The organism is Thermococcus gammatolerans EJ3, assembly GCF_000022365.1.
Lineage (GTDB): Archaea > Methanobacteriota_B > Thermococci > Thermococcales > Thermococcaceae > Thermococcus > Thermococcus gammatolerans.
Genome location: NC_012804.1, coordinates 924,046 through 950,120 on the forward strand (window position 1 = coordinate 924,046; position 26,075 = coordinate 950,120).

A 26,075-nucleotide genomic window follows, 5' to 3' on the forward strand; every position below is an offset into this window, starting at 1 on the left:
CCACCTTTGCATTATTGTTTTATGCATTACACTTTTATGCATTGCTGTTTTATGCTCTACCAATCTCATGCACGAGCACCTCCGCGCGCTCAACGAGCTCCTCTGGAACCGGCAGTCCCTCCCTGAGCCGGACTTCCAGCTCTTCAATGAGCCTTTCGAGTTCTTTCCTCGCATCTCCTCTTGCGTACCTTTTCATATCGATGGCATATTTGAGGGCCTCCTTTGTGTCGCCGAGCTTCATGTGGAGGATGAGAAGCTGACCGGCGTAGTAGGCCGAACGCGAGAAATCAACGCTCTTCCTGAGTTCCTCGCGGTATCTGCCGCCGAGCAGATTGGCTAGATCCCTCTGAAGCTCCTTAACCGACTGGTAGCGCTCCTCCTTCCTCTTTGCAAGGCACTTCATTATCACAGGTTCGAGGGGCTTTGAATCGGGATTAAGCTCGCTCGGCGGCGTCGGTTCGTCCATTACTATCTTCCCGGCTATCTCGACGAAGTCCTCACCCTCAAAGGGAACCTTCCCCGTGACGAGTTCGTACATGAGAACGCCGAGCTGCCAGATATCGGTTCTCTCGTCGGTTTTTCCAAAGCGGGACGGGCTTATCTGCTCCGGAGCGGCGTAAAGGGGTGTGAAGGACGTCGTTGTGGAACCGCTCTCCGTTAAAACTTTGCTCAGTCCCCAATCGGAGATTTTTGGGGTCCCGTTCTTGATAAGGATGTTTGAGGGCTTCAAATCGCGGTGGATTATCTCCCTTGAATGGGCATACTTAAGACCATCGCAGATACCAAAGGCAATTTCCGCGACCTTCTCCCAGTGGAGGGGCTTCTTCAACCCAGCGAGGGAGCCCTCGCAGTATTCCATCTCAAGGTACGGAACCGGGACTATGTTGGCGTCGTAGAGTTCAACGATGTTCCTGTGCTTAAGTCCGCTCCAAACGGCCACCTCACGCAGAAACGTCCGACCTGCCTGCTCGGTTAGGTAATGGGGAATTTTGAGGGCCACGATTTTGCCGTCCTTTCTTTTGGCCCTGTAAACCCTCGCGAAGCCTCCCGCCCCTATGGGCTCAACCTCCGTGTAGCGGGAGAAGAGGAGTCGGAGGTTTGGAACACCGTAGTCCTCTCCTTTGTCCTCCTCGGTTATCGGGACTTCGTAAGCTTTTTCCTCCCTGCTTTTTCTTCCCTTAACCTCCATCACAACTGGAACCTTAACCCTCGTGCTTCCGGATCTCACCTCGAGATTCACCGTGAGCGTTCCCCCGCTCCTTGGGGTGAACCTGACGAACGAGTACTCCATCTCTCCCGGCCCCAGCGAGAACCTCAGCCTGGCCGGAGAAACCTCGCCGTACCTGTTGAAGCGTTCGAGGTTGATCTCAACCTCCATCAGCCGAGAGGAGCTGTTTCTAAAACCCACCTTGAGCTTCCCCTCGTTTCCGGCCCTGAGCTCGCGGGCCTCGAATATCAGACCCCTCCTTAGCAGGGTCGGGAGGGCAATGGAAGTGAGAACGTCCCCAACTCGGGGAAAGCCGGATCTCTCAAGCTCCCGGACGACCTCGCGGATAAGCGGCATGAATATGAAGATCGAGATGAGTAAACCAAATCCTCCAAGGAGGTACACGAGGAAAACTGAGACGATGAGGCGGCCGAGGAAGTCCTCTCCGAGACTTTTTTTTCGTGGCATAGCACTTCCTCCATCAACGGCAAATATGCAAAAAAAGAAAATTGATGGTATCAGCCGTTTATACCCTCATTTCTTGAGTTTTGGATGCTTGTAGAGCACGACTGTGATGTTGTCCGTGCTACCGAAGCTGTAAGCCTTTTCAATCAGTGCGTCAACGGCCTCTTCCAGCGATGGGGAAGCTAGGACGGTCTTCGCTATCTCTTCGTCTGTTAATGCATCGCTGAGACCATCTGAACACAGGAGAAGGTAATCCCCCTCCTTCAGCTGGATCGTTTTTATATCCTCTGGGTCAATTTTTATTTCTGGGGATATTCCTAGGGCTTTCGTTAAGATGTTCTTCTGGGGGTGTACCCTGGCCTCGGCTTCAGTGATCTCTCCTCTATCCACTAGCTCTTGGACGAAGGAATGATCTTTGGTCAACCTTTTGATCATGCCATCTCTGATGAGGTATGTTCTGCTGTCACCGATATTTCCAATCGTGGCGTTGTTTCCTCTGATGATCGCGGCAGTTAGCGTTGTTCCCATGTTGTACCTCTCCGGGTGGTCGGGGTCGTGGCCCATCAGATAAATCTCGTCGTTGGCCTTTTTGATTGCCTCTCTCAGTATCTTTTCTGGATCCTCTGCCTTATCACGCTCCAGAGTTTTCTCCAAGATCTCAATGGCCTTTCTGCTGGCGACCTCCCCGGCAAGGTGACCGCCCATCCCATCCGCTACCGCAAGAAGGATGTTGCCTCCAATTTTCTTGGCGGTGTAATAGTCTTCGTTGTTGTCCCTTCTCCCTATGTAGCTCTTGGTGGCTACGTGCCGCTTGAATTCGTCGTCTCTCAGATTGAACGTTGTTTCATAGGGCTCGATAATCGAGTTCAATTTGATGGCCAATGTACTGAACTTGTCCTGTAACCTAACTGGATCCACGTAGTTTTTCCTTTTAAGGCTGGTTGCGGCCCTCGAATAAATCTGTTGCATCTCAGTTAGCAGGTTCCTTACTGTTGGGGAGTCCGAGATCCCTAGGCGTTTTACTTTTTTCTCTAAATCGCTTAGAATTTCTCTCATGATTTTTACAGCTTCTTCCGCAGCCTTTATTCTGGTTCTCTCTTGTTTCTTTTGCTTGTAATCGTAGTATATCCCCGGCAAAAACCATATCGCCGCAAGGAGCGCAAGGATCCCCAGTATGCCTAAAAGTACCTTCTTCAAGATTGATCCCCAGTTGGTTCCCCCCGAGCTCTTGGAGGATGTTGTCGACCCCGTCATGTTCCCGGTTGTTGAGTTCGTTGTCGTTGAGTTCGTGGGCGGTTTTGGGGTTGTAGCCGTAGTAGTTGTAGTGGTTGTTGTGGTCGTCGTGCTTCCCGGTGACGGTACAGAGGGGCTTGAGAAGATAATTTTCAGCACATTATCGAGTCCTCCTGTAACGGAGGAGTAGTTTTTATCCGTTATGGCCTGTGATAGCCGTTGTAGTTCGTTCTTGATTGTCTGGTTCTCTGTTTTATTGGCGAGGTTGCGTAAGTAATCCTCCAAGCTCTCCCAGAAATTATCTAACATCCGCTGGCTTAAGGTTAAGTTGCCATTCCTCATTCCCTGGCTGGCGTTTGTAATGGTATCTTCCAAGGCGGTCAGATCGAGTGTGAGATTGCTCTCGTATTTTTTGAGAATTGAAATGGTTGTATTGGCTGAGTCTAGATCTTTCTTTAGCGAGACACATTGCTCAATTTTATCCTTGGTCTCGTTAATCGTCTTTATCCTGTCGATTACTGAGCTCCAGTCGTGGCTTTTCATGACTTCTTTGATGTCAATTCCGGGAATGAGCTTGATGTAGGGACAGAATGACTGTACCTTGCGTACATCGGCGTTGACATCCTTTATCTTTTCATTGATAAACTCGAGTAACCGTCTCTGCCCTGTGGATACCTCATTGAAAGCTTTGGTTACGTTTCCTGGATCTCCGGACTTGATGCGTTTATCAACCTCATTTAGCAGATCCTTGAACCCCTTACTCTCGTTCTCCGGCAGAAGCCAGGAACTTGCGTTTAATACATTCCTTATGAAAGTTTCCTTGGTTTTTATAATTCTAATCTTGTTGACTCTTTGAATGCAGGAATCCAATTCATTTTTAATTTTCGGGATCTCTGACTTGATCAAGGCGAGCTGTTTCAGTGTCTCGTTGACCGCAGTGGCATTGTGGAACTCTCCGGGTAAACTTTCAAGTTTTTCTGTCTCGTTGTTGATCTTATCTATAACCCTTGAGCATTCCGTGGAATAATTCGATGCCCTCTCTTTGAGGCCTGAGAGGCTTTCGTTGAGTTCTCCTACTTTTGAATTTATGATGCTGGTTATGTTATGCCAAACCGCGGAAATTGTCTCATTGGCACAGGTAAGGTTTCCCTCGTCTAAGAATATCTTGGCCTGGCGAGTTTCGTTTTGAAGCTTTTCAATTTCGGTCATGTTGAATCCAAGTAAAGATGAATAGTTTCCGAGCAGTATTAGGCTCTGGTTTGCCTCCGAGATGCTTTGATTCACGTCCAGAACAGCGTTTCCAGGGGGGGTGGGGACTGCAGTTGCCGGCGCGATGGGCAGTAGACTGGAGATAATCAAAAAGATGAAAAACTGTGCCCAATTCCGTTTAAACGCTTTCGGGTCTTTTTTCAGCACCCTCAACACCTCCATTTCATACCCACCTCTTGAGTATCAGCTTAGCTTCCTTTAGGGTCTCCTCTGAAGGCTTGGCCCCCATTTCTGCCATCGTCTTCAACTGCTCCATCAGGTTTTTGATCGAGGGATCACCCGTCTCAAGGTGTAACTCTTCCAGATCTCTCACTATCTCGGCGAATTCCTCTGTGACGTTCATTACAGACCCTTCAATCACTGTTGTAAGTCTGAGAAGAACGTTCTCGGCGATAATCCTGGCGCGCTCTCTCGTCCCCAGACTTGCTTTTATCCTCACTCCCATCCGGATGAGAACGTCCTTTATGTCATTCTGGAGCTCTTTAACAGTTTGATAGCGTTTTTCTGGATCCTTTTCGAGCATTTTCATGACAATATCATCAAAGGGAAGTGCCTTGGGATTGTGATGGGATGGGGGAGCAGGATTCTCGGTGAGTATCTTGTGCATGATCGTACCTTCATAGTCAGCGCTGAACGGATGAATCCCGGTCAGGAGTTCGTAGAAGACTATGCCCAGCTGGAAAATATCGCTTCTTGCGTCCAGATTTTCTGGATTGACTATTTGCTCGGGGGATGAGTAGAGTATCGTCTTGTGTCTGACAAGAGAGGACTTTCTCGTGGCCCGGGAGGCAAGTCTCGCGAGTCCCCAGTCACCCAGCTTTACCCGCTCAATGGAGCCAAAGAACAGCATGTTGCTTGGCTTTATATCCCTGTGGATTATGCCGTTAGAGTGGGCATGGTGCAGGGCCCTGCTGACCTCGAATATTACCTTACCCGCGACTATCGGTTCCAAGGGCTTCCGCACATCGTCTATGTTACCACTCGCGAGTTCCATTTCAAGGTAGCCCAGTCTCGGGTCGGCCCTGTATACCTTGACAATGTTCTCGTGGTTGAGTTTCTGTGCTGCCGCGAACTCACGCATAAACGATGAAGTTGATTCCTTGTCGAGATACTTCAACACCTTGAGGGCTATCTTCTGACCTCTCGGGTTCTTGGCTTCGTAGACGTAGGAGAACGCCCCCTCACCGATGAGCCGGGTGATCACGTACTTCTCTTTGATCTGCTCCAGGCGGGTCTCGAAGTTTATGGAATGATCGAAGAACTCCTCCTCGATGGTTTCTTCCGTTATCTTGAAGCTCTCTTTGCTTGGAATACGTAGTTTCCAGCCTTTAGGAGCTTCACCGCTGTACAGAAGTTCCTCAATTCCACGGAGGTTCTCATTGCATGCCTTTAGGAGCTCACCGATCATGCCGACTTCTTCTTCAAGCTGGTATTTTTTGGCGGTGTTGAGTAGATTCTCAAGTATCTGCTTGGCCTTTTCAAAGGCTTTCTTGGCTGAATACCAGTTTTCCTCCTTGAACTTCGATGCGGCGTCGGTCATGAGGTCAACAACACCTTGAAGCTGGAGGCGGATTATCTTCTTGTGTGCCGTTAGAATTGCATCAAACCTGTCGTCCTCCATGGGGACTTCTGCCTTTTCAAGTTCTTTGAGGGCATCCCAGAGCTCCTTCTCCGTCTTTGCATCCTTTATCTTTTTGAATATCATTCTGAAGTTGGCTATGTTACGGAGATTTCTCGTTGTTTCAAGAGTGTTCCGGAGTTTTCTGGCCCTTTCACCGTCTTCCTCTTCTCTAATGTATACAATTTCAATTGCTTCTGAGTATCTATTTATTGCTTCATCAAATTTTGCGATCGCGTCTTTGAACTTCTTCGATCTGAGCAGTTTTTCACCATCGTGCCTTAACTTCAGGGCATTGCTGAGTATGAACTCCGGATCCGGAGCAACGTGGTAGAAAGCCTCCTTGGCGAGTTTAAGCGCGCGTTCCGTGTCATCAAGCTGGAGGGCGGCTTTTATATCCTCTAAATATCTTTTCGAGGTCTCCGGGTCGGAACCTGGAAGGTCAAGCCGCATGTAGCGGGCTATTCTGGGGAGGTATTTCTCCACCTCTTTAAGCTGTCCCAAACTTGCCATTCACATCCCCTCCATCAAAAATCACCCTTCACGGTCTTTACCCCCCATCGATGCTCCCGCTCCAGGGGAGGAGCCCATGGTGAGTATGTTGGTGATCTGGTTAATAACCTCTTCCTTTGTTGTACTGTATTTGGAATATATCTCCTTTACCGTGGAGGCATATTGGGAAATTTCCTCCCGAATCCGGGATAGTTTTTCTCTGTTACCTTTCTTGTATGCATCGTCGAGCTCAGCCCGGAGTTCCTGCAGTTTTACTAGAATGTCCCTAGTTTCATCTATGAAGGAGGATTTTTCGGCCTCCTCAATGAGGTTTATAGATTCGAGATAGCTGGCTTTTAAAGCTCGCCTCTGGTTGAACTTCAACCCAATTCCACCGATTCCGAGAAGTAGCAGTACTATTGCTATCAATGGGAACCCCGAGTGGAAGGGTATAATTCCGCCGTATGCTCGGGCAGAGGGCTCGTCCGTACTTGAGGGAGTTGGAGTGGAGCTTTCCATGCTCCGAGTTAAGCTCTCACTGGTACTCTCGGATTTGGTTCTCTGAACAGGGATCAAGTTAAATTTGAGGGTGGTTTCCTCTCCCCCTTTAATGGACACGCTGTACTCCTTATCTTGGTATCCATCCATCCTCAGTACTATCGTGTGAGTTCCCACTGGCATTCTGTACTTCTCAAGGGGAGTTCTTCCAACATTTTGGCCGTCTATGATAACGGTTGCTCCGGAGGGATCCGAGTTTATAGTCACGTATCCGAACTCTGGAACCAGTATGGCCGACAGGTTTACAACTCCATTGGGACCTAGTACAACGACTTTGGAGTAGTTCCTGTAACCTTCCTTGGACACCTCAACGAGGTACTTACCCGGTGCCAGTCTGAGGCTCAGGGGAGTCGTGGCAATGTATGAGCCGTTTACGTAAACATCCGCATTGGGAGTATCAGATTTAACGTTCAGAAGCCCCTCCTCAGGTATGAGAGTCACGTTAAGGGTTTTCTTTTGACCGGGCTTAAGCGTTACTGTGATGCTGTACCCCTCGTAGTTTTCTTTCTCAACTTTGATGCTGTGCTCTCCGGAGGAGAGGTTGTGATTCTCAATGGGGGTAGTCCCAACGTATGAACCGTCTATGTACACCTTTGCCTCCGCGGGGGAGGATACAATGGTCAGAGAAGCAGGAAGGGGCGTTAGCGTTGCGGAGATCGTCCTTTTGTCACCTCCATTCAGGCTAACGCTTGTTTTGTACGGTTTATACCCTTCCAGAGCCACTTCCACGGAGTAAGTCCCGGGTGACAAGTTCAGGGAGAGCGGGGTCTTTCCCCTGTTTACGCTGTTTATGTATACCCTAGCTCCAGAAGGTTCCGACTCAATGGTTAGAGTTGCATGCTCGGGAACAAGTGCCCTATTAATCTTCGTGGTTTCCTCGGGGTTTATCAGAACGCCAACTTCCTGTGAAATGTATCCGTCCTTGGACAGCTTCACCACGTGATGTCCGATTGAAAGCTGGTAGTTTTCTATGGGTGTTGTTCCTATGTACTTGCCATCCACGTAGACCTTAGCTCCTGAGGGGGAGGTATGAACCGTGAGGTAGCCCTGTGCAGAGGTCAATGTTGCTGAGATCATTCTGTGCTCACCCGGGGAGAGGGTTACGGTCGTAGTATATTCTCGGTACCCATCTTTCGATATACGAATGGAATACTTTCCGGGTGGTAGTACTAGGCCTACAGGTGTGGTGCCGCGATATGTTCCGTTAACATAAACCTTCGCGCCGGAAGGATTAGAAGTCACCGTCAGGCTCGCTGACGTTTCGCTGGTGGTACTCTTCTCATTTCCAACTATAGCCACGGGATCTTTGGGGGCGTATTTGCGGACGAAGATCCAGTCTATGTAGAATGGTTCTCCGCCATATACATATATCTTTGAAAAACCGGAGTACTCATTATCATTAACTGTCCCTGAAGCAATTACTTGGTATGACTCTGGATCAAGAATCTTAAAGTTTAATTTGCCGTAGTTCCAAGAGATCTCTGCTAAGTACCACTTACTCCAAAGTTCTGGCGAATCTGCAAGTATCTCTTGCACTGTTTTAACTTTCGAATTGAGGGAAAGTTTGTCCCATAGGAGAGCATCCCATGCATGTGAGAATGCTATTCCATAACCTTCATAATTTTCGTTTAGGAGTCCAATCCTATCTGCGTCACCACATTCAATATAATCACGGTATATTTTTGCTACCAATATTGTGGGATAGTTTAGGGTTCTCCCAATGTCTTTGTAGCCACCATTTATTCCACAATATCCCTCTTTTTGCTTTTTTAAGACAGAAAATCCAAATTTAGATATGTCCCACTTAACACTTCCATTTTCATAATCCAGCCACCCTGACCACACTGTAAAGTCGTCAAAGAACTCAAACACTTTCTCCCCATCGCTTCTGCTCTGGGCGTTTGGATTCCCGTAGTAGAGTCTCAGCTTAACCTCTCCATTCGCTGGGATTTTTGGAATTATAGTCCAGATCTTTGCTCTTTTCGCCGTTAAATTCCACTCTTCAATCCAGTAGGGCAGAAAGTTGTCACTCTCGTCAACGATTCTGACGTCACTACCGTCTGGCTTAGCCTTGGAGAAGTCAAAGTTGCTGGAGTTGAGTTCAATCGAAACCTGGAAGTTTTCGAGTGTTTGTCCTGACTGCTCTTTTATAGTAACTTCACGGTAGTACTTCCACAGGGAAAGGTCCTCAGGAGTGAGGTACTCAACAACCTTGCCAACACCCTGCTCGTACAGAGCCTTAACCTCCTCCTCGCTCAGGGCACGGTTATAGATGCGGACTTCATCAAAGTCTCCATAATTATATTCGTTTCCCCCTGATGGGTTGTATCCAATGTAAATATCAGAGGGTGTTGTTAGCTTTTCAGTCAGCTTGGCTGTGCCAATTTGCTTTCCATTAACATAAAATGTAACGTTTTGACCGTCATATGTTGCTGTGACAAAGTACCATGTCCCAGTTTTGAAAGTGTATTCCTCCGGAACTCTTACAAAACCCCGATATGGCACATAGTCATAGATTTGAATCCTCTCTCCTGAACTAAATATCTCAAGTCCCCATCCACCATCGTAGTTCTTGTTGTAAAAATCAATGAGTCCAAAATGTACGTCATTCCACCATTCATTGATGCGAATAAGCATAGAAATCGTGAACTCACTTAGATCGTCTAATTCATTTGATGGAGTTATACGTACATACGAGCCTCCATCGAACTCAAACGCCTTCCCCAGAACTCCATCGATGCACTTTGGGTTCCCGTAAATCTCGCCATCGTGCCCGTTGCCACTGTCGTCACGAGCGTCACAGTGGTCAAAGGAGTAGTAAGCCACCAAGCCGCGGGAGAGGTCAACGGTTCCGGAGCTTGAAGGTTCTGAAGGCTCGGATGTTACCTCAAAAACTCTTATGTTATCAAAGACAACCTTGGTGTTTGCATGTCCCGCCGTCAGGACTATTGCGTTAATATTCTCGGTATCGCTGTGCTCCACGGGTATATCATCAGCAACGAGCTTCCCATCTATGTAAACATCGTATGTGTTTGTTTTTCTGTTTAAAATGACTTTTACATGATACCACCTTTTAGGCTCCCAAGAGGTTAGTTGGTGTTCCTCTCCCTCTGAGTATGCGTAGGCGATTCCATTGTGTCTAAATATTACATCCGCGTAGTATCTGCCCCACGAGTCCAAACCACCATTCCAGAAGGCAACTCTGATAACACTGGTCTTATCCCCACCGCAGCCCTCAGTTCCGTAGCTCTCAGCCCATACGTCAGCTTCGAAACCAATTACCTCCGCGTCGGAATTAAACTTATGCTCTGAAACTGCCGCCCAACAACCTTGTGCCGAGAGCATTTGAAACGCCTTAGAGCCTGACTTCACGGGATTTGAAACTATTTTCTGGTATTCTTCCCCCGCCCCATCGTAGTCCAGGATCCAGTTTGAGGAAGGATAACTTCCCAAAGAGTAACTTTCAAAGTCGTCAAAGAAGATTGTTTTCTCTGAATTACCAGCGTTTACAAAGTCCGTCTGTATTCCGAGCATTGAGGTAATCAGGAGCAACAACCAAACTACCACGATAATTTTTCTCATGCTCCCACCACCAACTCCGAAGATGTTTAGCTGATTTAATAGGGCTTATTTCAAATCTCCCCTTCAAGAGAAATAAAGATCAAAGCTCCTCAAGCCACTCCCCCTCTTTTTTCTTCTCGCGCTCCTCTCCCGTTACCTTCTCCGCCGCGATCTCGGGCTCAAGTTCACCTTCCTTGACCGCATGGATGGTCCTCATGATCTCGGCCAGCTCCTCGTCCTCCTCGAATTCCACTCCGGCTCCGATCGTCTGGTCTGTCATGCCGAGCATTTGGTTGAGGTTCTCGTTGAAGTTCTGGGCATCGAGCTGCATCTCCGCGAGGTGCCTTTCAAGTTCCTCCGGCGACATGTTCCTGAGCAAATCCCAGGTCGGCGTTCCCTTAAGGAGGGCCTCGTTCTCCTTGATTATCGCGAGGTTGCTGACCAGCATGAGCTGCTTGTTGAGCTGCATGTGCGTCTTCTGGAGGTTCTGTTTGCGTTTGTTGAGGGTCTTGATCTTCGTCGCTATCGTGAGTTCCTCGCTCTTGGTTCTGGCTTTCTTTGCCTGTTCGAAAAGCCGGGCTATCTCCCTGTCAATACTTGCAATTTCGTTCTCAATCTTCTGTATCTGGACTTCAAGCTTTATCCTGCTCTCGTTGAGCTTGTTGAGGGGTATGTCGAGGGGGTTCTTTCTCCCGAAAAATCTTGAGAAGAAGCTCATAGCTCCTCCTCCTCGGTATCTTTGTCGAGCGAGACAACTTTTTCCGCGACCTCCTCAACGTCGGCTTCTCCCGCCTCGACCTGGCTCCAGGCCTTCATGAGCTCCCTCTCGGTCTCGTCTTCGCCCTCCTCGAACTCCGCTATCTCCATCTCGAAGACCCTGTTGAGTCCCTCCACCATCTCGTCGAACTCCTTGCCGTCGAGGTTTATCTTTATCAGCGCCTGCTCAAGCTGCTCGGGTTCCACCTTGCTGAGCTTCTCCCATAGCCCGACCTTCCTGAGTTCCTTCTCGTACTTTTTGACAATGATGAGGTTCTTCACGAGGGTATACTGCTTCTGGGCCATGGTGAAGTCCTTGAGCTTGAGCTTCTGCTCCATGTCGAGGCTCTTTATCTCCTGGGCGAGCATCTTCTTCTTGAGCTTGTCCGCCCCGATGCCCTCCTGAAAGAGCTGCTTCTTTTTCTTCTCGATCTGGTTGAGGTCCTTCTTAAGCCTCTCAAGCCTGTTCTTCAGTCTTATCTCCTCGGCCTGAAGTTCCCTGAGGGAAAGCTTTTCAACTGTGTTCTTCCTTCCGAATATGTCCCGGATTCCCATTTCAAACACCTCCATGAGCGTTAGGGCGGAAAAACGAAAGCTTCACCCGGCGAGGAGTTCCCTCCTTGCGGCCCTTTCGAGGGGCTCGAAGTCGAGGTACTCTTCAACAGTTCTCTCGACGAAGTTCAGCCTCCTCTCCTCGTCCCTGCTCAGGATCACCTCTCCTCTGCTCACAACCCTGTACCGGAAGGCGGGCGGCGCGTCGTTCAGTATCCTGACGTCCACTTCCTTTCCAACTAACCTTTCGAGCTCAACGGAGAGGGAAAGCTCGTATTCGAGCGGGTTCCCAACTCCCTCCACGTAAACCGCCACGTCAACGTCCCTTGGATGTTCAGTTTCGAGGATGCTGCCGTGGAGGTAGGCAAAGACCACCTCCGGGTGCTTTTCGAGTGCCTTCTTGAGCTTCTCCTTAATTTCACTGACGTTTAACATATTCCCCCACCGCCCTCACGAACTCCTCAAGGTCTCTCGTGTCTTTTTTCATTATCTCGAAGACGAGCTCATCGTCTATCCGCCAGTACCTGTGGACAAGCACGTTCCTGAACCTTGCCATCCTTGCGAGCCTTTCGGCGAGATCCTTTTCCACGACTCCAAGCTCCGCAAGTGTTTTGAAGCAATCCGCGTAGCTCTTTGGAACTCTGCCCATTCTGACCGATATGTGATTGCAGACTGAGAAGGCACCTTCTATGGCGGTTATCAGCAGATACTTGGCCGCGTTCCTCAGCAGGCTGTTTGAGAGGAACTCTTCCTTTCCAGCACGGACTATCTCACCGAGCTCCACGAGGGCCCCTTTTATCTCGGCGAGCCTTCTTTCGACGAGTTCCCGGTCTATCTCCACGCCCTTCACCTCAGAGGAACCCCTCCTTCACGAGGACGTAGCCGACACCCTCGATGAACTTCGTGAGGTAGCCCTTCTCGTTCCTGAGCTCATGAAAGGCCCTCTTTACCAGATCCTCGGCGAAGTGCTCAACCGCTTCTTCGAGCCTTACGTAGCCCCTCTCCAGAATCCTGCCTTCGAGAAACTCCTTAACCCGGGCGAGAAGCTCTTCGTCCCTCTCAAGGCGAAGCATCGGCTCAAAGGCCCTCGCGTACTCATCGTGCGGGTTGTAGATCAGCTCCCCGCTCTCAAGGTCGAGCAAAGCTAAGGAGACGTTCTCGGATATGAAGTTCCTGTGGAACTCGTTCGAGTTGATGTAGTTCGTTATCCTCCTCTCGAAGCCCGTAGGGGATGCAACGAGGAGGACGATGCGGCCGTTCTTCGCTTCTCTCTTCGCGTCCACGAGGAGTGCGTTGATATCGGCCAGCTCGAGCGGATCGGTGTCGAAGCCGACATCGGCGTAGCGCTCGGGCCTTCCGTAAAAGCGTGCCCTGACGATTATTTCCTCCTTCTTGCCGAGGAGCTTCTTCTCCCTCAGCCTGACAACAACTTCGGTGTTGTCCGGGAGGTTCTTGATGTCCCTCTCGCTCAGCTTTCCTTCGTAGCGCTCCTTGTCGAAGGTCGCCCTCTCCTCAACGGCCTCGACTTTGAACGTCCTCCCGAGGAGCTTAACCTCGTCCTTGAACTTGGCAAGCATTCTGCCCGCGAAGTTCATCTCCATCATCTTGGCCTCGTCAACCTTCACAAAGCGCGAGCCCTTCTCGACCTTTCCAGCTAGCTCCATTACTTCTCTGATCCGTCTCGAAATCTCGTCTTCCTTCGCCTTCAGTTCGAGCTCCTTCCTGCGGAGCTCCATCTCTTTCTGTCTGAGTTCGAGCTCCTTCCGGTGTATCTCCTCCTCCATCGCCCTTACGCTTGCTGTCATCTCCTCCTGCATCCTGCTGAGCTCTTCCTCCAGCATTCTCCTCGCTTCCTCGTCCTTCATTCTGCTGATCTCCTCGATGAGCCTTGCCTTCTCCTCTTCGAACTGTCTTCTGAGTTCTTCTTTCTCCCTCTTCAGCCTCTCGATCTCTTCGTCTCTGGCCGTTCTGAGTCTTCTCTCAAGCTCCTCCCTCTCCCGTTCGAAGTTCCTCCGCATCTCTTCCATCTGTTTCCTCAGGTTCTCCACCTGATGCCTGTAGGCCTTTTCAACGGCCTCCGTCCTCTCGTCTTCCATCAGAAGGTAGTCCCTCATCCAGTCAAAGCGGGCGATCGCCTCACTGAGGGCCGCGTTCACCTTGCCCTTGTAGGAGTCCCATTTTGTCTTGAGGAAGCCCCTGAGGGCGAGCTTTACCGTCGGATCCTTGAGGAAGTCATCTATCCACTTATCCACGCCCCGGTAGTAGTCCCTCAGAAGGTTCAGGATGTTGGTGTCCCTGTGCATTATCATCCTCATGACGTCGTCCTTGGTGTAGATCTCGAAGACGTTGTAGCTGAGGACCCTCTCGAGGGCCTCAAGTTCCCGATCGCTGTACCTCCTGCTGGCCGGCTGGTAAAGCTCGCCGTTCTGTTTAAAGCTCCAGGCGAGTATTGCCAGGGCCCCCTCGAACTTGGCGCGGAAATGGGCGTCCAGGTCCCTTAGGAACCCGCCGCACTCCCCATCAAGGTAGCGGTCGTAGTTCTCCTTTATCTGCCTCCAGAGCCTTTCCCTCCTCTCAAAGTCTTCCGCCGCCACGTCGAGGCCTTCCTTGAGGACACGCTCTGCCGGACGGAGCAGTTCCTTAACGCAGTCCGTTCTTCCTTCGTCGAACAGCCCCATCTCAACCACCTGCGAACAGTTTCATCTCCTCATCTATCCTATCCGCCAGAAGATCAACAACCTCCCCATAACCTTCGATTTCGAAAAACACAAAGGTTCGCCCCCCATTTCTGACCCTGAGCCGTATTGTCCCCCTTCCTTTTCTGGTGTAGACGCTGTAGGTTTTCTCTTCCCCGCTCGATTCCACCTGGGTTGCGTTCATCTTGGAGAGCAGGTAGTCTATGAAGCGCTCAACGACCTTTGCCTCCTCGTCGATGGTGTATTCGAGCCTTCTTCTCCTCGCCTTCACGGTCTTTCTTACCTCCCTCGCCTCGTAGACCTCGACTTTCTCCTCGGCGTTCCCTTCGAGCCTTGAGAAGAGCTCCTCAAGGAACCCCTGGGCATCGTCAGTTTCGAGGTAGAAAACCATGCCCCTCGGCTTCTTGACGGTTGCTCTGGATGACCATTTGTCGAGGAGGTAATCGATGCGCTTCCTCTCGGCGTCGTTATCGTACGCGACAAAGAGGATATATCCCATACGCACCACTGCCATTTATTTGTCGTTTATCCTATTTAAACTTTTCTCCATTTCGGAGATATTAAGTTGTGGGATTTTGGCACTACATTTAAATTTGGGCAATGCCCTCTACTCATGACGAGCCGGTGGGATTGCTGGATGTTATGGCATCAAAGGATAAATGGTTTTTGCTCCTCACCGGTTGGATCAGTCCTCTCCGGGCATTTTAACACGAAATCTAGCGGAGATGTTCAATAGTGTACACAAGATCCCGACTAAAAATCCGGCGGGAACGTTGCGAGTTTAACTGGACTCAAGAAACTCAAAAAGTAAAAACGGCTCAGGGCTTCTCAAAGCCGACCCTGACCCTGTGGACTATTATCTCGGCCTTCTCAACGAGCTCGGGCGGTATTTCGAGGCCCTCCTCCAGCCTGAACTTGATCTGATCCGCGAGCCTCCGAACCTCATCCTTCAGCTCGCCCCCAACGTAGAACGCTAAATCGCTTGCGTACTTGTAGGCCTCTCCGGCGTTGTTGGTCTTCAGGTTGATGAGGAGTAGCTCCGTCAGGTAGTAGGCCGCCCTCCTCCTGTCTCCGAGGGTCTTGCTCTTCCTCAGGCCCTCTGAGTAAGTCATGTTGAGAACCCTCGCGAGGTCGCGCTGGAGCTCCTCAACCGACTGGTAGCGCTCCTCCTTCCTCTTCGCCAGCATCTTCATTATTATCGGCTCAACCTCCTTGGCCTCGGGGTTAATCTGGCCCGGCGGAACCGGATCGTCCCTGAGAATGCCCATCATAACCTGACTGAGCGAGCCCTCGAAGGGGAGCCTTCCGGTGACGAGCTCGTAGAAGATGACGCCGAGCTGCCAGATGTCAGTCCTCTCGTCCGTGTGGCCGAACTTCTTGTCGATCTGCTCCGGGGCGGCGTAGAAGGGGGTAAAGCTCGTTGTCGTCGTCGCGCTCATGCTCTCCTCGAGAACCTTGCTCAGCCCCCAATCGCTGATCTTTGGTAAACCGTTCTTCAGGAGAACGTTGCTCGGCTTAAGGTCACGGTGAACGATCTTCTTGGAGTGTGCGTACTTCAGGCCTTCGGCGATGTTGAAGACGATCAGCGAAGCTTCATCCACCGGCAGGGGCTTCCGGAGTTTTGCGAGAGAACTTTCGCAGTACTCCATCTCAAGGTACGGGACTGGCAGGACGTTAACGTCGTAGAGCTCGACGATGTTCGGGTGCTTTAAGTGGAGCCAGTTGGTTATCTCGCGCACGAAAGCCCTTCCAATGGCAGGATCGAGGGTCTTCGGGATCTTGAGGGCGATGACTCTGCCGTCCTTCCTCTTTGCTTTGTAAACCCTCGCGAAGCCGCCCTCTCCAATGTACTGGAAGTCGGAGTAGAGCTCCTGGAGAGCCTCGACCGGGTTGAGGATGGGCGTGCTCGTTAACGGCGTTGGGGTTCTCGCGGAAACCCTGGCGGTCCTGCTCACCCTCACCGGGAAGGTGTGGGAGAGCGAGCCCTTCTCCGACTCGACCTTCACCGTGAAGTCGAAGTCACCGAGGAACCTGGGCTTAACGGTCACGCTCTCGCCTATCGTCTTGCCGGGCCTTATCCTCGGGAACTCCACCCTTTCCTCGCTCAGCTCGAAGTAGTCGGTGTTCTCGCTCAGGTCAACTGTTAAGCCCAGCGGATCAGAGAACTTGTTGGTTACTATTATCGAGACCTCGTTCTCGGCCTTGTGGAGCATCTCCTCGGGAACGGTGATCCTGACGCTCTCCCTGAGGAGTTCGAGCTTCCTCTTCTCTTCGAGCTTTGAGAGGCGCTCCCTTATGGCCTCTTCTCCCTCGCCTATTGCCTGCGCTATCTCAAGCGCCTCGGTGTAGAGTTTCTGGGCCCTCGTGAGGTCGTTCTCTTCGAGGGCCCCGTCCCCCTGCGAGACGAGGTTGTCCATGCGCGTCCGGAGGGAGTCGAGGAGCGACTCCACCTCCTCCGCCCTTCCGAGGGCCGGGGCAAGGACCATCGCCTCGTTGATGACCGAGACAGCCTCGCCGTAGGATCTCCTCTCGATGAGCTCTTTCGCCTTGCTTATGAGTTCTGAAAGCTTTTCAAGGTTTCTGGCGATCTCTTTCTGGGCTTTCACCCTGTCAATTCTCTCCCTGACCTCTTTCTCCTTTCCGAGGAGTTCGGCTAGGGGCATGGCCTTCAGGTAGGTGGAGACGGCCCGGTCGTACTGTCCGCTTGAGGCCAGTGCGTCCCCCTCCTCAAGGAACTTGGAGATCACAGAGTTCACCGCGTTGTTGAGCTCCTCCCTGAGGGAGGGATGGGAGTTCGCTATCCGGAGGGCTTTCCTGTACTTTCCTTTTGCCTCCCCAACCCTGCCCTGGGCGGCTAGGCTCTCGATTTTGGCTGTTATCTCTTTGAGTTGGTTTTCGAGCTTGAGGATGAGGTTTTCTTCGATCCTGCGGGCGCGCTTCTCCATTCCCGCTCTGCTCAGTGCCTTTTTGAGCCGGTTAAGGTTTTCTAACGCCTCCTCCGGCCTTTCTCCAGCCATTGCGAGGAGGAGTCCCTCGGCCTCGTCGAGGGTACTTGTGAGGTTCGCCCTGATCTCTGCCTCTTTTTCGGGCGAGGTCTTTCCGGCCATCGGGAGGGCTTCCGCGAGGGCTATGGCCTTTTCAATTGGGTCGAGGGTTTCCGCCCCGGTGAGGAGTCTTTCGAGGTCGTTTTCCTTCGGCGCTGGTTTCTGGGGTTTTGGTTTTCCGCCTTTGGCTTTAGCGGCGATGCCTCCAACGAGGAGGAGGCCGATGACGGCGGCGATGTAGAGGGGGTTAATTCCACTGCTGGCTTTCTTGTAATATTGAGTCTTTACCTCCGCATTTGTGTCCTGGATCTGAGCGTTGGTGTCATGTATTTCTGCGTTGGTATCGTGGACTTCTGCGTTCGTTGATTCCACTTGAGCGTTTGTATTCTCAACCTGGGCGTTTGAATCATTGCAGAACTCACACCCCGGCAGGTTTCCATCTGACGGAAGCCTGAGAACCCAAAAGTCATCATCACCAGCGCCGAAGCTCTCAGTGTAGCCAGCCACTATAACGTCCCCGTTCTCCGCAACGGCAACCGCGTTAGCCTCCTCCCAATAACTCCCGCCGTAAGTCTTCTGCCATTTAACGTTCCCATTCTCGTCCAAACGAAGAACCCAAACGTCTCTACTACCAGCGCCGAAGCTTCTCGTGTAGCCTGCTACTATCACGTCCCCGTTATCAGCTATCGCAACCGCGGTAGCATAATCCCGCTCACTCCCGCCGTAAGTCTTCTGCCACTTCACGTTACCGTTCTCGTCAAGCCTGAGAACCCAAGCGTCACTTTTCCCAGCGCCGAAGCTCCAAGTGTAGCCTGCAACTATAACGTCCCCATTCTCAGCTATCGCAACCGCATTACCGCCAACGTTTTTTGCCCAGATCACGTTTCCACTTGCATCAAGTCTCATAGTGAAAGAACCTGTAACAATAACGTCCCCGTTCTCCGCAACGGCAACCGCGGAAGCCACATCATAATCTTTACCGCCATAACTCTTAACCCACCAGGGCCCGCCATCGTCCGCTTTAACGGCGGGAGAACCCACTCCAAGGAGGCCGTTAGGAGCAGGATGATAAGGAGCAGCGACCCCTTATTCACAGCACACCACCCGGCCTACTACGGCACTTCATGATAAGAGGTTTTCGGCCCCTCCGTGATTCTCCCCTGTGCATCCTGCCGCAATAACCGAATCATAGTTATACCCCACGGGTATTATACCCGTCAGGTATAAAACGAAAACCCGCCGCTCTTTGTTGCCGGTCGAGAACCGGCAAGAGTTTATAAAGTCTTGTCGAATGACAATCGCTACTTATTTATAAACCCTTGCCGAACGACGTTCCGCAAGGTATATAAATCACGGGGCGTACGTGATCCCATGGTTGACCTTGAAGAGTACAACCCCTGGTGGGTGCACGAGGAAGACCCAGACGTCGAGGAGTGGAGGGACTTAGAGTACCGCTACGTCCCCTCGTGGATAAATGACCTCTCGCTCGAACCCTTCTCGGTGAACTTCCTCGTCGGGCCGAGGAGGGTCGGCAAAACCCTTGGGGTGAAGCTCCTCATAAAAGAGCTCCTCCGTGAGAGGGAGAACCCATACGAAATCTTTTACTTCGACTGCACGATGCTCGACGACCAGAACGACCTCTCCGCCGTTCTCAGGGAGTACCTGAAGCTCAGAGACGCCAAGGGGATAAAGGGCTCCCTCATATTTCTCGACGAGGTTACCTCGGTCAGGAACTGGTGGAAGGCGATAATAGACCTGATAAACAGGAGAAAGCTCAGGAACGACGTCGTCACCGTTATGGGCTCCGTCTCCGTCAACCTCGACCGGGCGGTTGGCCGTTTCGCGGGGAGGAGGGGTAACGGGAGAGTCCTTGAGGTAATGCCCCTCGGCTTCAGGGACTACTATAAGCTGGTTACAGGCGTTGAGGACTACTTCGACGGGAAAGGCCAGGACGCCTTCGAAAGCTACCTCCAGACCGGCGGCTACGCCGCTTACCTGAACAGGAGGATCAGAAAGGGGGACATAGTCGGCTCGCTAAAGGCCGACCTGAGGAGCCTGGAGAAGGAGAAAGACCCCGAGATAGCGAGGGAGATACTGGGGGCCATCATATCCAAAGCGCCCAGCCCGCTCTCGTACCGCGAGATCGGTGAGGAAGCCGGAGTCAACAGGGACACCGTGAGGAGCTACGTTTCCGTTCTTTCGGAGCTCAAAGTACTCTTAGAAATTCCCTTCTCCCAGTGGGGAAAGGAAGTCGTCCCGAAGAAGAACAGGAAGTTTGCCATCAGGGACCCGCTGATGGCGAGGGCCTTCGCCGAGTGGAGCAGGGTTAGGATCGAGGACTCGGTGCTCTACGAGTGGGTCGTTCAGGAGCACCTCTACCGGAAGTTCAGGGAGGTTTATTACTTTAGAACTGGCGAATACGAGATCGACGCCGTTGTTCCTGGGATGAGGGTCGAGGTAAAGTCCGGGAAAAGGGGCGGCAGGTATCCAAAGGACGTCATCGTGCTCGGCGGGAGAGAGGTTCCCCGCTTCCTCTACGGCATAGACTACAGCCCCGTCATCGAGTACGAGAACGTTTGAGGGAACTTACCTCGCGTGAATCTCCACTATGTCCCCGTCTTCCAAAACGTGATCTGCTCCGACCCTCTGGCCGGGGAACTTGACGCTCTTGCCCCAGACCCTCGCATAGCGGAAGTTCTTGGCGAAGTCCTTGTGAATCCTCTCGGCCAAATCCATGACGGTTGAACCTTTCTTGAGGGCGACCGGAGGATAAGCCGGCTCCTCTCCGGGGCTCTTGGTGAAGACGCGGATGATTCCGGCCAAATCGTAGAGCTCGTCCTTCAGCTTCTCAAGGTTTATGCCCTTCTTCGCCGATATCGGGATTATCTTGAAGCGGTCGCCGTAGGCCTTAACGAGCCTCTCGTAGTTCTCCCTACTGCCGGGAGCGTCGCCCTTGTTGGCTATGATTATCGCCCTCCTCCAGACTAGGCTCTCGTCTATGGCATCGGCGAACTCTTCAAGCGTCACGGGCTCCTTGACCGTTATCTCCGCCGAGTGTATGCGCTCCTCGCGGAGCATCTTCATGACTTCCTGAATGTCGCCCTTTATGTTCTCCTGACCGTTGATGACGATTCCGCCCATCGCTGTCCTCTTGATTTCGACCCTCGGCCTCCTCTTGTTGACCTTTATTCCTGCCCTCTCGAACTCCCTCAGGAGAACCTCCATCTGCCTGATCGGATCCTGGGAGAGGTCAACGACTATCGCTATGGCATCGGCGTTCCTTACCACGCTCAGGAGCTGGGGCCCCATTCCTTTACCCAAGGCGGCGCCCTCAACGAGACCGGGAACCTCTACCAGCTGAATTTGAACGTCCTTGTGATGCATCATTCCGGGAATTGGCTTAACCGTTGTAAAAGCATAGTCAGCAACGTCCACATCGACGTTTGTGAGGGCACGAAGGAGGGAGCTTTTGCCAACGTTCGGTAAACCGGCAAGGACTATCTGCGCCGCGCCCTCCTTTCTGACGGCCATCGAGGGCCCGCCACCGCTCTTGCGCATCTGCCTCTGCTTCTCAAGCTCCTTCCTGAGCTCCGCTAACCTTCGCTTTATCTGGAGGCGGAGCTTCTCGGTTCCCTTGTGCTTTGGAACCGTTGCGTACATCTTTTCGAGGGCTCGGATCTTCTCGGGAATTGTCTTTGCGTTCCTGTATTCCTCCTCGGCAGCGAGGTACTCCGCTGTCACGTTCGTTGGCATTCTATCCCTCCCGGGATTATGGGCGAGGGCGATTTTATAAAAGTATGGCCTTTTGATGATCGGCAACTTTATATATCCTTTCGAAAATTTTTTAGGGGTGGTTCCCATGCGCGGTAGAATGGATGAGATAGACCGGAAGATACTCATGATCCTGCAGAAAAACAGCCGATCCTCCCTGAGGGAGATTTCCAAGGAAGTTGGCCTCGCGGAATCGACCGTTTACGAGAGAATCAAGAAGATGAGGGAGAGGGGGATAATCAGGCGCTTTACCGTTCTTCTGAATCCTGAAGCTCTCGGCCTGGGAATGCTCGCCTTCGTTCTGATAAAGACGAAAGCGGGGATGTATGCCAAGGTTGCGGAAGAGCTCAGCAAGTACCCCAAGATAGTAGAGGTCTACGAGACTACCGGAGATTACGACATGATAGTTAAAATAAGGGCCAGGGACAGCGATGAGCTCAACCGTTTCCTCGACGCGATAGGGGATATAGAGGGCGTTGAATCGACCCATACGATGGTCGTCTTAAAGGTTCACAAGGAGAGCAGCGAGCTGCCAATTGAGGAGCCCACAATCTTTTAAACCCCCGGCTGGTAATCACTATCGCCGACAGCGGGGGGACAATACCCCTCGCACGGGCTCGGTCTACCCGCCTCCGTGAGGTGCTCGGGTTCGATGAACGGAGCGTGCTCACGCCGAGCCCACAGGGCCGGGAGCATCCACCCGTGCGAGCGGTGAGCTCGGGCCTCTGTGCCCGGCCCACACTCAGACAATTTTCGGGGAAACTCCTAAAAATTGAAATCTTTTTCAGTAACTTTGTGCCTTTTCTCAACTCTTTCCACAAAAACCCTTAAGTCCGTAAGCCTTTTAAGGGCCATGAAGTAAAAACTTCATAGAGGTGAATGCATGGTTGCAAGGGACGAGGTCTACGAGAAGCTGGAAGGACTGCTCAGGAGCCTCGGTTTCAAGAAAACGGAGCTCAGGGTGTACAAGCTTCTGCTCGAGAAGAAAAGGCCCATGAGAATCACGGAGATACAGAGGGAGTTGGGTCTCAGCGAGCGCTCGGTTAGGGAGCACGTTCTCAACCTTTACCGGAAGGGAGTTCTTAAGAGAACTCTGATCGAACAGGGCTGGCTCGGCTACGTTTACACCGCCGCCTCCCCGAAGGAGCTCATAGAACGCATAAAGGAGAGCATAATACAGAGGATAAACGAAATAGAGAAGGAGATTTCGGACTAAGTCCCCTCCACGATACCCGTCTCAAGGAGTATTCCCACGAGTCTTTCAAGCCTTTCAAGCTTCTCCTCGTTGATATCGCTGTACTCCTCCCTGAGGGCTTTGTAAGCCTTTTCCTCAGGTAGTTTCTCCCCGAGCATCACCAGTTCGTGGAGATGGGTTATGACCCTTCTATCCTCAGTTAGCTTCTCAAACTCCTCCGCCAGGGAGGTGTTTCTGCCCCTTATGAACTCCACCGAGATCCTGCCGCGGGCGCTCCACTTGAGCCACGGCTTTTCCTCAAAGCTGTGGCCAAGATCAATTCCAAGGAACCTCGAATCCCTCGCGAGTCCGTTCATCACGAGTCTCTCGGCAACCTCGGTTTCGGTCTCCATCGCCAGCTCCCCGAGGTACTTCATTGCATAGCCCCTAGAAACGCGTTGAAGGTCGTTTTTCTCTCCCCTGGCCAGGAAGAGGACAGCTGAGAGGACACCCCGTCCGATTACATCCAGTGTCGCCCTGCTTACCTTCTCCGGGCTGTCCTCACTGGAGTGGTAGAACCTGTCCGGCCACGTTATGGGCATCACGGCGGGGACGCCAAAGAAGTTGAAGACATCGTGGTCGCTCCCCATTTCGTAAGGATAAGCCTTCACCGGGAGCAAAGGCATCGGAGAGCCCGAAAAGCTCTTTCCGCCCCTCATGTTTGCCAGGGAAAGTGAGGCCTCGATGATGCCCGACAGGACTGAGAAGTTCGAGAGGGGAGTTCTGACGACCATTACCGTTGAGCCGGAGCGGTCCACGCTTCCGCCGACCATATCGAGGTTTATAACGGCGTAGTAATCCTCCATCCTCGCGTGTTCCTTCACAAAGGCCTGGGTGCCGTAGTACTCAGGGATCCAGAGGAAGGCGAAGCCAAAGCGGAAGGAACCGTTCCAGACGCGGCTCAGAACCCTCGCGAGCTCCATTAGCATTGCGCTCCCGGAGGCGTTGTCGTTGGCGCCCGGCCTTGGATGGCAGATGTGGGCGGTGAACAGTATGTAAGGCGGCTCTCCTATCTCAGCGTAGAGTATCGGAAGGGTCTCCCTTTCCCTCACCTCTACCTCAACCCGGAACTTAACCTTTGGAGACTTCCCGGAGAGGTGCTTTCGTATCGCCTCCTCTGCCCACGTCTCAGGGACGGCCAGGGCTGGAATCCGGGCCCATTTGAGATCGTCCTTCGAGAGGAACAGGCCTATGTACGGAACCGCGCTTCCGGTTCCCCTCCTGTAGGCGAGGAACGCAGCTGCACCGCTCTCATTGGCCCGTCTGTAGGCTTTTCTCCAGTTCTCTCCCACGAGAACTACCTTGCCCTCGGCCCTCTCCCAGTCCTCCTCCCTGATTATCGGCAGAACCTCACCCTCTCCCTCTCCGGGGGGACTGTGGGCCATCGCCACGAGGGGAGTCCTTGAGGAGTTCAGTCTGTGCCCGTCGAACTCGATCTCGGCCCCCACGAGATCCCACGCTATTGGAGACCTCAGCGTGAGGTACCAGCTCTCTCCATCGTATTTCTCCCTGATAAGCCTGCTCGAAACTCCCCAGGCAGAAAGCTCTTCCTCAATGTATCTAACGGCCTCAACGAGCTCTTTTGAACCCTGTATCCGGTGGAACTGGCTTATCTCAACGATGTCGTGGAGAATCCGTTCGGAGCTTAAAACCTCCGACTCCCTGAGAAACGGCATGATTCCCATACCTCATTCCTCCCCCAACTTGAGCATCCTCGGTATTTCGAGGTGCTTGAGGGTGTCCAAAAACTCGGGGGGAAGGACGAGCCTGGTTGTCTGGAGAAAGCGGGCAAACTCGACCTCGAGCCCTTTACCCTCTCCAGTTCTTTCCTCGGCCCTCCTCATTTCAACCCTGGGCTTAACCTTCTCCTCTGTTAACTTGCCCTTCTCGATCAGGCCGAGGTTTATCTCCTCCTGCCTTCTGTTTGAGCCCTCAACCTTTCCCCTGTTGTAGGCACTCTTGATGAGCTCGTAGACCCCAAGTTCCTTTGCCCTCCGGTAGAGTTCCTCCTTCCTGTCCCTCACCCACGATATCCACTCGCTGTGGCCCCTGTAACCGATGAAATAGCCGAACTCGTAGGCCTCCTGCAGGAGCTTCTTTATCTCGGCCTTCCCGTTGTTTTCGCTCTTCCCCATGTTACCACCTCAGAAAGGCGCCTCGTTGTACACCTTTATTCCCTCGTCCGTAAAGCGTATCCGCTTGAGGTTGCTGTCGTGGGGAACGCCCCTCATCTTCAGCACCTGCATCGCTCGGATCATCTGATAGTTGCGCATGAAGTGGTGGATCACAAGAACGCCGTCCACGAGGTAGTGCTCGTCGGTGTACCTCTCGCCCTGGAGCATCTCTGAGGTTATCAGTGTTGTTGTTTCGAGCTCCTGGAGGGCCCTTATGAATCTTCCCAGGGCCCAGCGCTTGTTCTCGGGATCCTTGACAAGGTGTTCCATTGAGGTAAATGAGTCGATTACGGCCCTCTTTATTCCCTCCTCGCTTATGATCTGGAGGATGCTGTTGAAGAGCTCGTTCCAGGTTAGGCGGTACTCGGCCCTGAGGAGGATCCTGCCGAGGTCGTGGAAGGTTATCATCTTCGACTTGGTATAGCCGAGCAGGCCGAAGTTGTACCTCAGCATGTCCTGAAGGATTATCCTCGGATCCTCGACGAGGGACACGAAAACACCCTTCTCCCCGTTTCTTGCGCCCTCGACCAGAAACTGAACCCCCATCGTGGTCTTTCCGCTTCCGGGGGGGCCTGTTATCAGGTAAACCCTGCCGGGCAGAAAGCCCCCTCCTATTATGTCGTCAAGGCCCGGAACTCCCGAGGGAACGCGGTCAAGGCTCTTAAGGATCTCACCCACGTACAATTCACGTCACCGGTTTGAGATACGCACTCCACGTATTTAAGCTTAAGCTCCGCTCGATTTATAACACCAAACCTCAACTGGTTAGGGGGTGAGAGAATGTCCGTCAGGTTGATAGCCTTTGACCTAGAGGGGACGCTCGTGAAATCAGTTTCGGGATGGGTCGAGCTCCACAAGCGCTTTGGGACGTGGGAAAAGGGTAAGGAGTACGCCGAGATGTTCTTTCGGGGTGAGATAGACTACCCCACGTGGGCGGATCTCGACGCTTCCCTCTGGCGGGGGCGCAGGCGGGAGGAGATAATGGAGTGGGTGGAGAGCGTTGAGTACATGGACGGGGCCTTTGAACTGATCGAGTTTCTTAGGGAGAAGGACTTCAAGATCGCGATACTGAGCAGCGGGCTCATGTGCCTCGCCGAGAAGGTGGGGAAGGAACTCGGGGTCGATTACGTCTTTGCCAACGAGCTTGAATTTGACGAAGAGGGGAGAATAACGGGGAAAGTAACACCACACGTGGACTTCGAGGGAAAGGGGACAATCCTCCGCAGACTCAAGGAAGAGCTTAAACCAGAACTCACGGTTGCGGTTGGGGATGGCTACAACGATCTGGCGATGTTCCGTGAGGCCGATGTCAGCATAGCGATAAACCCCCACGAGGGCGTCGAAGGGGATCACGTGGTCGAGAGCCTCCACGAGGTCAGGGAGATAATTGAAGGACTGCTTGAGGAGGAGTGAGGTTTTTAAGGCCGATCCCCAACCCTCTGTGG

At 52.3% G+C, this 26,075-nt stretch carries 19 protein-coding genes; 4 read left to right on the forward strand and 15 right to left on the reverse strand.

The window, feature by feature from the left end:
• Positions 1–49: 49 nt before the first annotated feature.
• From TGAM_RS04985 to TGAM_RS11345, 11 genes are all read right to left on the reverse strand, one after another.
• Positions 50–1,675 carry a serine/threonine protein kinase gene (locus TGAM_RS04985; RefSeq protein ID WP_015858595.1) on the reverse strand — a complete coding sequence of 542 codons (1,626 nt, stop codon included), beginning with the start codon at positions 1,673–1,675 and terminating at the stop codon, positions 50–52.
• A 66-nt stretch (positions 1,676–1,741) separates the two neighbouring features.
• Positions 1,742–4,336, reverse strand: a complete 2,595-nt coding sequence (locus TGAM_RS04990) for a Stp1/IreP family PP2C-type Ser/Thr phosphatase (protein ID WP_015858596.1) — start codon at positions 4,334–4,336, stop codon at positions 1,742–1,744.
• A gap of 1 nt (position 4,337) precedes the next feature.
• Positions 4,338–6,305, reverse strand: a complete 1,968-nt coding sequence (locus tag TGAM_RS04995) for a serine/threonine protein kinase (protein ID WP_015858597.1) — start codon at positions 6,303–6,305, stop codon at positions 4,338–4,340.
• Between the two features lie 21 nt (positions 6,306–6,326).
• The gene (locus TGAM_RS05000) at positions 6,327–10,424 is read right to left on the reverse strand and encodes a DUF2341 domain-containing protein (RefSeq protein ID WP_015858598.1); all 4,098 of its coding nucleotides are present in this window, start codon (positions 10,422–10,424) and stop codon (positions 6,327–6,329) included.
• 79 nt (positions 10,425–10,503) lie between these two features.
• Complete coding sequence (locus TGAM_RS05005; RefSeq protein ID WP_015858599.1) at positions 10,504–11,121, reverse strand: hypothetical protein; 618 nt, start codon at positions 11,119–11,121, stop codon at positions 10,504–10,506.
• Complete coding sequence (locus TGAM_RS05010) at positions 11,118–11,714, reverse strand: hypothetical protein (protein ID WP_048811155.1); 597 nt, start codon at positions 11,712–11,714, stop codon at positions 11,118–11,120. The genes TGAM_RS05005 and TGAM_RS05010 overlap by 4 nt, the downstream gene beginning before the upstream one ends.
• Before the next feature lie 42 nt (positions 11,715–11,756).
• Positions 11,757–12,146: a type VII toxin-antitoxin system MntA family adenylyltransferase antitoxin gene (gene mntA / locus TGAM_RS05015; RefSeq protein ID WP_015858601.1), complete on the reverse strand. Its 390-nt coding sequence runs from the start codon at positions 12,144–12,146 to the stop codon at positions 11,757–11,759.
• On the reverse strand, positions 12,130–12,552 hold the full coding sequence (gene hepT / locus TGAM_RS05020; protein ID WP_015858602.1) for a type VII toxin-antitoxin system HepT family RNase toxin: 423 nt from the start codon (positions 12,550–12,552) through the stop codon (positions 12,130–12,132). Before hepT ends, mntA begins: the two co-directional genes overlap by 17 nt.
• Before the next feature lie 10 nt (positions 12,553–12,562).
• On the reverse strand, positions 12,563–14,389 hold the full coding sequence (locus TGAM_RS05025) for a hypothetical protein (RefSeq protein WP_048811156.1): 1,827 nt from the start codon (positions 14,387–14,389) through the stop codon (positions 12,563–12,565).
• A gap of 1 nt (position 14,390) precedes the next feature.
• Positions 14,391–14,906, reverse strand: coding sequence for a hypothetical protein (locus TGAM_RS05030; RefSeq protein WP_048811157.1), 516 nt, complete (start codon positions 14,904–14,906; stop codon positions 14,391–14,393).
• A gap of 319 nt (positions 14,907–15,225) precedes the next feature.
• Positions 15,226–18,357: a protein kinase domain-containing protein gene (locus tag TGAM_RS11345; RefSeq protein ID WP_449449424.1), complete on the reverse strand. Its 3,132-nt coding sequence runs from the start codon at positions 18,355–18,357 to the stop codon at positions 15,226–15,228.
• Positions 18,358–18,822: 465 nt separating this feature from the next.
• Between TGAM_RS11345 and TGAM_RS05040 the strand changes: the two genes are divergently transcribed.
• Positions 18,823–20,031: an ATP-binding protein gene (locus TGAM_RS05040; protein WP_048811158.1), complete on the forward strand. Its 1,209-nt coding sequence runs from the start codon at positions 18,823–18,825 to the stop codon at positions 20,029–20,031.
• Positions 20,032–20,037: 6 nt separating this feature from the next.
• On the opposite strand, the gene TGAM_RS05045 is transcribed toward TGAM_RS05040, so the two are convergent.
• On the reverse strand, positions 20,038–21,204 hold the full coding sequence (locus TGAM_RS05045; protein ID WP_015858607.1) for an OBG GTPase family GTP-binding protein: 1,167 nt from the start codon (positions 21,202–21,204) through the stop codon (positions 20,038–20,040).
• A 106-nt stretch (positions 21,205–21,310) separates the two neighbouring features.
• On the opposite strand from TGAM_RS05045, the gene TGAM_RS05050 reads away from it, so the two are divergent.
• Positions 21,311–21,781 (forward strand): Lrp/AsnC family transcriptional regulator, encoded by a 471-nt coding sequence (locus TGAM_RS05050; protein ID WP_048811159.1) that lies wholly within the window; start codon positions 21,311–21,313, stop codon positions 21,779–21,781.
• A 324-nt stretch (positions 21,782–22,105) separates the two neighbouring features.
• Positions 22,106–22,438, forward strand: coding sequence for a transcriptional regulator (locus TGAM_RS05055; RefSeq protein WP_015858609.1), 333 nt, complete (start codon positions 22,106–22,108; stop codon positions 22,436–22,438).
• On the opposite strand, the gene TGAM_RS05060 is transcribed toward TGAM_RS05055, so the two are convergent.
• From TGAM_RS05060 to TGAM_RS05070, 3 genes are read right to left on the reverse strand one after another with little or no spacing between them, the layout of a single operon-like run.
• Complete coding sequence (locus TGAM_RS05060; protein WP_015858610.1) at positions 22,435–24,141, reverse strand: DUF4910 domain-containing protein; 1,707 nt, start codon at positions 24,139–24,141, stop codon at positions 22,435–22,437. The two genes, TGAM_RS05055 and TGAM_RS05060, sit on opposite strands and share 4 nt — an antisense overlap.
• A 3-nt stretch (positions 24,142–24,144) precedes the next feature.
• The gene (locus TGAM_RS05065; RefSeq protein ID WP_015858611.1) at positions 24,145–24,591 is read right to left on the reverse strand and encodes a hypothetical protein; all 447 of its coding nucleotides are present in this window, start codon (positions 24,589–24,591) and stop codon (positions 24,145–24,147) included.
• Between the two features lie 9 nt (positions 24,592–24,600).
• Complete coding sequence (locus TGAM_RS05070) at positions 24,601–25,314, reverse strand: RAD55 family ATPase (RefSeq protein WP_048811160.1); 714 nt, start codon at positions 25,312–25,314, stop codon at positions 24,601–24,603.
• A 96-nt stretch (positions 25,315–25,410) separates the two neighbouring features.
• Between TGAM_RS05070 and TGAM_RS05075 the strand changes: the two genes are divergently transcribed.
• Positions 25,411–26,043: an HAD-IB family phosphatase gene (locus TGAM_RS05075; RefSeq protein ID WP_015858613.1), complete on the forward strand. Its 633-nt coding sequence runs from the start codon at positions 25,411–25,413 to the stop codon at positions 26,041–26,043.
• Positions 26,044–26,075 lie beyond the last annotated feature (32 nt).

Coding starts and splice junctions, on each gene's coding strand:
- TGAM_RS04985 (WP_015858595.1), bottom strand. CDS start 1,675: ATGCCACGAAAAAAAAGTCTCGGAGAGGACTTCCTCGGCCGCCTCATC.
- TGAM_RS04990 (WP_015858596.1), bottom strand. CDS start 4,336: ATGGAGGTGTTGAGGGTGCTGAAAAAAGACCCGAAAGCGTTTAAACGG.
- TGAM_RS04995 (WP_015858597.1), bottom strand. CDS start 6,305: ATGGCAAGTTTGGGACAGCTTAAAGAGGTGGAGAAATACCTCCCCAGA.
- TGAM_RS05000 (WP_015858598.1), bottom strand. CDS start 10,424: ATGAGAAAAATTATCGTGGTAGTTTGGTTGTTGCTCCTGATTACCTCA.
- TGAM_RS05005 (WP_015858599.1), bottom strand. CDS start 11,121: ATGAGCTTCTTCTCAAGATTTTTCGGGAGAAAGAACCCCCTCGACATA.
- TGAM_RS05010 (WP_048811155.1), bottom strand. CDS start 11,714: ATGGGAATCCGGGACATATTCGGAAGGAAGAACACAGTTGAAAAGCTT.
- mntA (WP_015858601.1), bottom strand. CDS start 12,146: ATGTTAAACGTCAGTGAAATTAAGGAGAAGCTCAAGAAGGCACTCGAA.
- TGAM_RS05025 (WP_048811156.1), bottom strand. CDS start 14,389: ATGGGGCTGTTCGACGAAGGAAGAACGGACTGCGTTAAGGAACTGCTC.
- TGAM_RS05030 (WP_048811157.1), bottom strand. CDS start 14,906: ATGGGATATATCCTCTTTGTCGCGTACGATAACGACGCCGAGAGGAAG.
- TGAM_RS11345 (WP_449449424.1), bottom strand. CDS start 18,357: ATGAGACTTGATGCAAGTGGAAACGTGATCTGGGCAAAAAACGTTGGC.
- TGAM_RS05040 (WP_048811158.1), top strand. CDS start 18,823: ATGGTTGACCTTGAAGAGTACAACCCCTGGTGGGTGCACGAGGAAGAC.
- TGAM_RS05045 (WP_015858607.1), bottom strand. CDS start 21,204: ATGCCAACGAACGTGACAGCGGAGTACCTCGCTGCCGAGGAGGAATAC.
- TGAM_RS05050 (WP_048811159.1), top strand. CDS start 21,311: ATGCGCGGTAGAATGGATGAGATAGACCGGAAGATACTCATGATCCTG.
- TGAM_RS05055 (WP_015858609.1), top strand. CDS start 22,106: ATGGTTGCAAGGGACGAGGTCTACGAGAAGCTGGAAGGACTGCTCAGG.
- TGAM_RS05060 (WP_015858610.1), bottom strand. CDS start 24,141: ATGGGAATCATGCCGTTTCTCAGGGAGTCGGAGGTTTTAAGCTCCGAA.
- TGAM_RS05065 (WP_015858611.1), bottom strand. CDS start 24,591: ATGGGGAAGAGCGAAAACAACGGGAAGGCCGAGATAAAGAAGCTCCTG.
- TGAM_RS05075 (WP_015858613.1), top strand. CDS start 25,411: ATGTCCGTCAGGTTGATAGCCTTTGACCTAGAGGGGACGCTCGTGAAA.